Raw genomic sequence first — 7,549 nt, forward strand, 5'->3', positions numbered from 1 at the left:
CGTCCTTCGGCGGCTTAAGGCTCGCAGGCGTCGAAGCCACTTCGCGTCGCAATGCTGATTGAGCATCCGATCGCCCTTGATCTGCACCCGGCCTTACGGCTTCGAAAGACAAAGCCCGCGCAGCACGTCATCGGTCGAATTGAACCGAGCTGCCAGCTCAATTCGGGCCGCCACCGCGCGTGCGCATGCCTTAAGCTGCGAATCCACAGCCCCTCTACGACGACCGTGACCGCTACGAGCCCACTTGTCCCCACGCGCCAGCACATTCTGAGCGAAGCCACTGCCCTCGGCGCCACCGGGCAGTTCGCCGACGCACTGGCGCTGCTTGCACCGCTCGTCGGCGCGAAGGCCACGCCGGAGGACGCGGAGCACGCCGATGCGCTCAACCTCGCGGCCATGTGCGCCACGGGTGTGGGCCAGCCCGCGCAGGCGCAAGCTCTATGGTTGCGCTGCATTCAAGCGAAGCCGGATTTCGCCGACGCGTATCTGGGGCTCGGAGCGATGCTCGCGACCCTCAATCAGCTTGCCGAAGCGGAAGCGGTTTACGGGCGGCTTGCCGCGATACGCCCCGATGACGCCGATGTCCACAGCAATCGCGGGATCGTGCTGCACCGTCTCGGACGACACGACGCGGCCCAGGCCGCGTACCGGGTGGCGCTCGCACTTCGCCCGGACCACGTCGACGCGAACTACAACCTCGGCATCGTGCTTCATGAACAGCGCCGCCTCGACGAAGCGGAGGCGGCCTATCGCACAGCGCTCGCCGTGAATCCGCAATTTGCCAAGGCGAACAACAACCTCGGCAATCTGTTGCGCGATCGCGGCCGGATCGAAGAGGCTGAAGAAGCGTATCGGCAGGCGCTGCTCGCGCACCCGCAATATCCCGAGGCACTGAACAACCTGGGGGCGCTTTACAGGGCGCTCGGCCGGCTCCGGGAAGCCGAGCTGGCTTGCCGCCTCGCGCTTCAGATCCGCCCCGCCTACGCGGACGCGCTCAACAATCTCGGCTGTGTGCTCACCGAACTCAAGCGCCTGCCCGAGGCGGAGAGCGCCTACCGGCAGACGCTCGCGTTGCGCCCCGCCTTCGCCGAGGCGCACTACAACCTCGGCTGCGTCCTGCACGCACTGGACAAACTGGTCGATGCCGAATGCGCGTATCGCGAGGCGCTTCGGCTCGCGCCGAACCGCGTCGAAGCAGCCAATAACCTGGGTTGCACGCTGCTTGCGCAAGCGCGCCTGCCCGAGGCACTCGCGGCGTTTCGCCACGCGCTCACGTTGCGCGCCGACATCGCCGAAACACACTTCAACATCGGCAGCATCGTGAAAGAGCTCGGCGACCCGGAGCAAGCCGAAGCCGCCTACCGCCGCGCGCTCGCGCTGCGCCCCGACTACGGCGACGCGAAGTTCCGTCTCGCCACGCTGCTCATCGGCATGGGCCGCTTCGAAGAAGGCTTTCTCCTCTACGAATGCCGCTACGAGATGGCTGGGTTCGCGCATCACGCCACGCAGTCGATGCTGAGGTGTCCGCGCTGGCGAGGCGAGCCGCTCGGCGGCAAATCACTCCTCGTTTGGCAGGAGGATGGACTCGGCGACATGCTGCAGTTCGGGCGTTATCTGCGCCTGTTGAAGGCTCAGGGCGCCGCGCACGTCGCGTTTGCCTGTATGGCACCGCTACAACGCCTGTTCGCCGATGTCGATGGAGTCGACACGGTGCTCAGTCATGACGAAGCCTCGGCGCGCGCCGGCGATTTCGATTGCTGGATCAGCGCCCTCAGCGCACCGCTGTATCTGGGCACGACGCTCGACACGATTCCGCCTCCCCTGTGCATCACCCTGGCCCCGTCGCGCGTCGAGCATTGGCGCGCGCGCCTTGCCGTGCTGGGCGCGGGACACCGGGTGGGTCTCGTCTGGAAGGGCAACCCGAAACACCACAACGACGTGCACCGTTCGCTACCGTTGCTCAACACACTGGCGCCGCTCTGGAGCCTGCCGGGCGTGAAGTTCGTGAGCCTGCAAAAGGGCGCGGGGGAAGACGAAGCGCTGTCATTCCCTGCGAGCCTCCCGATCCTGCCTCTCGGCGCGGATCTCGAAGACTTCACCGACACGGCTGCGGTCATCTCGCAACTCGATCTGCTGATCTGTGTGGACACTTCGACAGCACATCTGGCAGCCTCGCTCGGCAAACCATGCTGGGTGCTCTTGCCGGCACGCGACGTGGACTGGCGGTGGATGCACGGCCGTGACGACTCGCCGTGGTATCCCAATACGGTTCGCCTGTTCAGGCGAGGGCTGGATGAACCGTGGCCCGCAGTCGCGGAGCGCGTGCGACAGGCATGCGCTGCGTGGTTCGGGGCGTGACATCAACGCTGCGCTTGCGCTGAAGTGAGGCTAGTCACACATGCTGCGCAACACCACGGCAGCGATCATAGGCGCGCAGAGCACGAGCAGCACCAAGGCATCGAGCAGGCGAACCAGGCGGTGTCGCAGATGGGCCAGATGACGCAGCGGAACGCGGCGGCGGCCAGTTCGTTGCACGACCATGCCGGTCAACTGGTTCAGCAGGCCTCGGCTTTCAGGGTGGCTTGAAGCGGCTTCCGGGTTCGCGCAGAAAGTTTTCCGGTCGTCGGCGTTGCTGGGGCGTGATGAGACCGGCAACTGATGCTGGAAGCACGCCATGTTGGAGCGCAAGACGTTGGTTCTGACGCCACGACAAAAAACTAAAGGCCCCAGGCTTTCGCCAAAGGGCCTTGTTTTATCGGGTTTTCTGCGAACCCGGCTTCATGACTAATCCTGGTGCGCCCGGCTGGGATCGAACCAGCAACCCCTGCCTTCGGCAGTTTTACTCCCGTATCACGATCCTTTATAAATCAATGCCTTGCGCAACTCGAAAACTGCAAAACCAAGGCTAAACCACTTCAATCCGTGCCAACGTACGGCGTCCAAGCTGCAATTTAGCTGCACAGCGCGCCACCACATCGCCCCTCGCCCCGCCACCATATCACCTATGGGTCTTGCAATTTTCCCCATACGAACTATCATTGCACCTACGGGTAAAAAGATTTTTGCCTACAAGGTTTTAGGACGTTAGTACGAAGAGACCGGTATGTTGCGCGTGAGATGCAGCAACCCAATCCAACCCCTGACCCGGAGGCAATGATGGCGAACTTGACGGATTTTGGTAAGGAAATTAGAAAAATAAGGATCGAGCGGGGTGAAAAGATGCTCGACATGAGTGAAAAGGTGAATAAATCGCCCTCATTCCTGTCTGCTGTTGAAACTGGACGTAAGCCGGTTCCGATGCAACTCGTCGATGACATTGTGAAGGTATATCAGCTATCGAGCTTGACGGCTGATCGCCTGCGGCAATTTGCTGAAAATAGCATCAGCGAGTTTCGTATCACGCCTCAGAGGGAGGCCGATCAAACCCTCGTGGCAGCGTTCGCACGGAAATTCGACTCACTCGACGACAATCAGCGGGAGAGCATCCTTCGCATCTTACTTAAGGACTAGGAGGATGGAGTATGGAACGTGGATATCTCGTCCAGCCACGGAGCACCGAATTCATTCGAAGCGTTGCACATCGAATGCTCGATGCCTTGGATATGAGGGGCCGACAAGTGCCCATTATGCAGGTGTTGGAAAGCGTGTTACCGGCCGTGGACGAGACTTTCTCGTTCGAAGTGATGGACGCCGACGAAATGGTCCAGTACTTCAGAATGCATGCCGATGGCATGACGGTTCACTCGACGAACAAAATCGTCTTACGAACAGACGTGTACGTTGGCGCGTGCTCTGGAAGTGGTCGAGACCGGTTCACTGCGGCCCACGAACTCGGCCACCTTCTTCTTCACAGGGGTGAAGGAATGTCTTTCCCCCGAAAGTCGACCGGCGCAAAGGTGTACTGCGACAGCGAGTGGCAGGCAAATAGCTTTGCCCGGGAGTTTCTGGCCGACATCCGGGTTGCGTCGCAATTCCGTATCCCGGCCGAACTTGCTGCGCATTTTTGCGTATCGAGCAAGGTGGCGGAAATTCAGTGGGCCACAGCAAAAAAATGGCCCCATAGAGGGACCATATAAGTCATATCTAAAAACGTTCCGGAACTGCCGGTCGGACCGTTCTTGTGCAGTTACGAGCTGCGAGCGAAGTGTAGGTAAAAAATAATACGCTTGCAAGCACAAGTTGTTGATCCCGGCACCTCGATTGAGGTGTGAAATGACGCCGAAAGATGACGAATACGTCATCATTTTCCGCCGTTTCCGCCGCACCAAGTCGGGTGCGTTGCTCGATGCCAGAAAGTATGGCAAAGCCGCGTGGCCGATCAAGGTGCGTCGAAAACGCTAGGTGATGATGTCGACAAACCGCGGACCGTGCTAACCGTTCTGTCCGCTGGATAAAACGTTGAAGTCGCGGGGTTGCGCACACGGTTTGCGCCACTTGCAGCAACTCCGCGCTACACACTTGAGCGACGCTCGAACGACGCGCCTGTGGCAAAGGTTTGCCTGATTATGCGCGCTGCACCGCGTTGCAACTGCAAACGAACCACTCTACGGAGAAAGGGGCGTCATGGCTGATAGCTACGAACTGGACTTTTTGGCCGTTGAAACGGACAAAAGCGGCGACGCAATCGCAATCCGCTACACGATCAATGGAACCACTGGCGTGCACGTCATTGATGGCGGATATCTCGACACCGGCGATCAATTGGTCGCGCACATCAAAGAACACTACGGCGTAGCGCACGTCGATCACGTGGTCCTGACCCATCCTGACCAAGATCACGCTAACGGACTTCGGAAAATACTGGAGGAATTTTCGGTCGGGACTCTGTGGATCAACCGTCCATGGATATATGCAGACCTTTTGCTTCCTAAATTCGGGACCTACAACTCCGTTGATGCACTCAGAAACAAGCTGCGCTCCGCATATGCTGCTACAGCAGCGCTAGAAGAGCTTGCGGTCGAAAAGGGTATTCCAATTCGAGAACCTCTCCAAGGTGCTCAAATAGGACCGTTCCATGTGCTCGCACCGTCCCTTTCAAGATATTTGGACCTCGTAGTTACTTCGAACAAGACTCCAGAAGCCGTCCAAGAAGTCGCACTCGCCGGCATCCTCAATGGCCTTTTCAAAGCAGCGAAATCAGTCACCAACTTCATCAAAGGCGCTTGGGGCTTCGAGGTGTTTCCCGAAGAGGGAACAAGCAACGAGAACGAGATGAGCGTCGTGCAATACGCGCTGTTGGATAGGAGACGCGTTCTGCTGACGGGAGACGCTGGACGAGAGGCATTGACTGAAGCGGCGAACTACGCGCCCTACGTCGGCCTCCAGCTCCCTGGAATCCACGATTTTCAGGTTCCGCACCACGGCGGCAGACACAATGTGAACACCGAAGTGCTCGACCGCTGGCTTGGACCGCGATTGTCGGGTTCACCGGCACAAACGACTTGGCGGGCCGTGTGCAGTTCGGCCAAAGCAGACGAGCATCACCCGAGAAAAGCGGTAGTGCGAGCCATGATTCACCGTGGTGCATGGTTTGGTGCTACGGAAGGTAGCTCTATTTGCCTCACGAGTAGCTATACGCGGCCGGGGTGGAATTGGCTTCCTCAAACTATGTATCCGACTGAACTGGAGGAGTGACCACGCAATGGCACTTGATGTGTTGGTCGAATACCTGCGAGATCCGTATCAGCGCACGGCCCGTGTTTTTCCGGGCCTGCTAACAGCGCTCCCGTTGCTTGTACCACTGCTATGGATACTTGGCCCTCGCAATCCCCTCCTAACGGCAATGCTGACCTTAGTAACAAGTTGCGGCGCAATATATGGCCTCGCGAGCGTGGCGCGCGGATTAGGAAAAAGGCTTGAGGAGAAGATGCTGGCTCAATGGGGAGGTATGCCAACCACTATTATCTTGCGGCACCGCGATACGTTTCTCGACAGCTACAGCAAGACGCGCTATCGCGCGGCGATTGCCGCAAAGCTCGGGGTCGAACTCCCTTCTGCCGAAGATGAGACAAGAAATCCTGCCGCAGCCGATCAAGTCTATAACGGGGTCACGCGGCATTTGCGAGAACTTACCCGCGGCAAGGAGCACACGCTGCTGCTAAAAGAAAACATTGCGTATGGCTTTCATAGGAATATGCTGGCTATGAAACCACTGGGCCTAGCTACCAGTTTCGCGGGCATCGTGTTTGGGCTCGTACAAAGTCAGGTTGTCCAATTCTCGCCCTTCCACTTCCAAGTCGCCAAACTTCTATCCCCTGGCACCTCAGGTGGTATTACTCTCTTTACCGCTGCGGTCATGCTTATTTCCTGGGCGTACTTCTCTGAGGCGCACCTCAAACGCATCGGATACGCGTACGCCGAAAGGCTGTTTGAATCAGGCACTGGTATAAAGGCGCAGCGGTCACGAGCAAGGGTGCCTGCGAAGCCAGCGGAGAACCAACCCAAGCAGTGAGTGAGCGAGCTGCCACAGCACACAACAATACGCATCATAATCGCGAGCTCGAAAATACCCGGAAACCGTTGTCGCAGGACCCGGAGCGCGCGAGCTCTGGGTGCACAAAAACTGCCCACTTAAGCAAAGGTCGCAGGCGGGGAGGGGACTGCGTTTTCAGCGGTTCGAGTCGACCTCCGCTGGAAGCGAGGCAACACGCCACTCAAGTTACGCCCCCTCCGCCCGTTGTCGGGCCGAGGTCAGCCACCAGGCGACGCTGGTGGTGTCCCTCCAGCTCACTATAATGGGATCGTGGGGTATCTACGGTGTCGACTGGAAGGCCAAGAGGAGAAAACCTATGGCAGCAAGCGCTCCGCTTCCCAATTTGCTCATCCAGAATACGTTCAATCTGCCGCGCGCAATGGTCTTCGTCGACGGTGAGAATTTCGCCATCCGGTACGGGTGCATGCTGAAGGCCAATGGCATCGCTTCTCACCCAGACGTCCAGTACGAACAGGATGTTTTCGTTTGGCGGAAGGCATGGGGCAATCTCACGACGGGAATGCCGACTGTGATGAGGAAGTATTTCTACACCTCTGTTACAGGAGATGATCTGCGCATCCAAAATTCAAGAAAGCTTGAAGGATCTTGGCCTTGAGGCACCACGAGTTTTCAAGAAGCCATCCAAAGAACAGAGAAGCAAAGGGGTCGATATCACGCTTTGCACGGATATGTTGTTGCACGCATCTAGGAAGCACTACGACATCGCAGTTTTGGTATCTGGCGACGGTGACTTCGTACCGCTTATTGAGGCAGTAAGTGTTCACGAAAATCTGATTTGAAAATCTGAGCCGAATCCGTCGAGCAGTTTTTTGACCTCGGCATCGATGGTTTCCTTGGTCCAGGTGACGAAGCGGCGCCAGTGATACTTGGCGTGCTTCCAGAGGATTTCGATGAGATTCAGTTCAGGGCTGTAGGGCGGCAGATAGAACAGCACCATGCGATGTTCGAGAAACCATCGGTCGATTGTTTCCTGATCGATGTTGTGATGGATCGAGGCGTTGTCGAGCACCACTACCGTCGTCAGACCGGGCGCGCTTTTCCGCGCGATCTGCTCAA

The 7,549-nt window shown here is 58.2% G+C and carries 10 protein-coding genes; 8 read left to right on the top strand and 2 right to left on the bottom strand.

Annotation, left to right across the window (positions count from 1 at the left end; genetic code table 11):
• Window positions 1-225 precede the first annotated feature (225 nt).
• Window positions 226-2,358: a tetratricopeptide repeat protein gene (locus F6X37_RS30585; RefSeq protein ID WP_316252012.1), complete on the top strand. Its 2,133-nt coding sequence runs from the start codon at window positions 226-228 to the stop codon at window positions 2,356-2,358.
• Between the two features lie 30 nt (window positions 2,359-2,388).
• Here F6X37_RS30585 and F6X37_RS30590 read toward each other — a convergent pair whose 3' ends face one another.
• Window positions 2,389-2,688 (bottom strand): hypothetical protein, encoded by a 300-nt coding sequence (locus tag F6X37_RS30590; protein WP_187613893.1) that lies wholly within the window; start codon window positions 2,686-2,688, stop codon window positions 2,389-2,391.
• 429 nt (window positions 2,689-3,117) lie between these two features.
• Between F6X37_RS30590 and F6X37_RS30595 the strand changes: the two genes are divergently transcribed.
• The 7 genes from F6X37_RS30595 (at window position 3,118) to F6X37_RS38085 (ending at window position 7,272) form a co-directional block, all read left to right on the top strand.
• Entirely contained in the window at window positions 3,118-3,510 is a 393-nt protein-coding gene (locus F6X37_RS30595) for a helix-turn-helix domain-containing protein (RefSeq protein WP_187613894.1), read from the top strand.
• Window positions 3,511-3,521: 11 nt separating this feature from the next.
• Window positions 3,522-4,076, top strand: a complete 555-nt coding sequence (locus F6X37_RS30600; RefSeq protein WP_187613895.1) for an ImmA/IrrE family metallo-endopeptidase — start codon at window positions 3,522-3,524, stop codon at window positions 4,074-4,076.
• A gap of 136 nt (window positions 4,077-4,212) precedes the next feature.
• A complete protein-coding gene (locus F6X37_RS37275) occupies window positions 4,213-4,341 on the top strand; it encodes a hypothetical protein (protein WP_262420088.1) in 129 nt (42 codons plus the stop codon).
• A gap of 222 nt (window positions 4,342-4,563) precedes the next feature.
• Complete coding sequence (locus F6X37_RS30605; protein ID WP_187613896.1) at window positions 4,564-5,634, top strand: ComEC/Rec2 family competence protein; 1,071 nt, start codon at window positions 4,564-4,566, stop codon at window positions 5,632-5,634.
• A gap of 7 nt (window positions 5,635-5,641) precedes the next feature.
• Complete coding sequence (locus tag F6X37_RS30610) at window positions 5,642-6,451, top strand: hypothetical protein (RefSeq protein ID WP_187613897.1); 810 nt, start codon at window positions 5,642-5,644, stop codon at window positions 6,449-6,451.
• 337 nt (window positions 6,452-6,788) lie between these two features.
• On the top strand, window positions 6,789-7,088 hold the full coding sequence (locus F6X37_RS30615; RefSeq protein WP_187613901.1) for a hypothetical protein: 300 nt from the start codon (window positions 6,789-6,791) through the stop codon (window positions 7,086-7,088).
• Window positions 7,039-7,272, top strand: a complete 234-nt coding sequence (locus F6X37_RS38085; RefSeq protein ID WP_187613898.1) for an NYN domain-containing protein — start codon at window positions 7,039-7,041, stop codon at window positions 7,270-7,272. The genes F6X37_RS30615 and F6X37_RS38085 overlap by 50 nt, the downstream gene beginning before the upstream one ends.
• Here the strand turns inward: F6X37_RS38085 and F6X37_RS38090 are convergent.
• The coding region (locus F6X37_RS38090; protein ID WP_222944990.1) for a transposase at window positions 7,254-7,549 on the bottom strand (296 nt) is incomplete at its 5' end. The genes F6X37_RS38085 and F6X37_RS38090 overlap by 19 nt on opposite strands.

Origin of the sequence: Paraburkholderia sp. 31.1 (assembly GCF_014397645.1) — a bacterium.
In the GTDB taxonomy this organism is placed as follows: Bacteria; Pseudomonadota; Gammaproteobacteria; order Burkholderiales; family Burkholderiaceae; genus Paraburkholderia; species Paraburkholderia tuberum.

Bases quoted from the DNA above. Each gene is read 5' to 3' on its own strand.
- F6X37_RS30595 (WP_187613894.1), top strand. From the start codon at position 3,118: ATGCAGCAACCCAATCCAACCCCTGACCCGGAGGCAATGATGGCGAAC.
- F6X37_RS30600 (WP_187613895.1), top strand. From the start codon at position 3,522: ATGGAACGTGGATATCTCGTCCAGCCACGGAGCACCGAATTCATTCGA.
- F6X37_RS37275 (WP_262420088.1), top strand. From the start codon at position 4,213: ATGACGCCGAAAGATGACGAATACGTCATCATTTTCCGCCGTTTCCGC.
- F6X37_RS30605 (WP_187613896.1), top strand. From the start codon at position 4,564: ATGGCTGATAGCTACGAACTGGACTTTTTGGCCGTTGAAACGGACAAA.
- F6X37_RS30610 (WP_187613897.1), top strand. From the start codon at position 5,642: ATGGCACTTGATGTGTTGGTCGAATACCTGCGAGATCCGTATCAGCGC.
- F6X37_RS30615 (WP_187613901.1), top strand. From the start codon at position 6,789: ATGGCAGCAAGCGCTCCGCTTCCCAATTTGCTCATCCAGAATACGTTC.
- F6X37_RS38085 (WP_187613898.1), top strand. From the start codon at position 7,039: ATGATCTGCGCATCCAAAATTCAAGAAAGCTTGAAGGATCTTGGCCTT.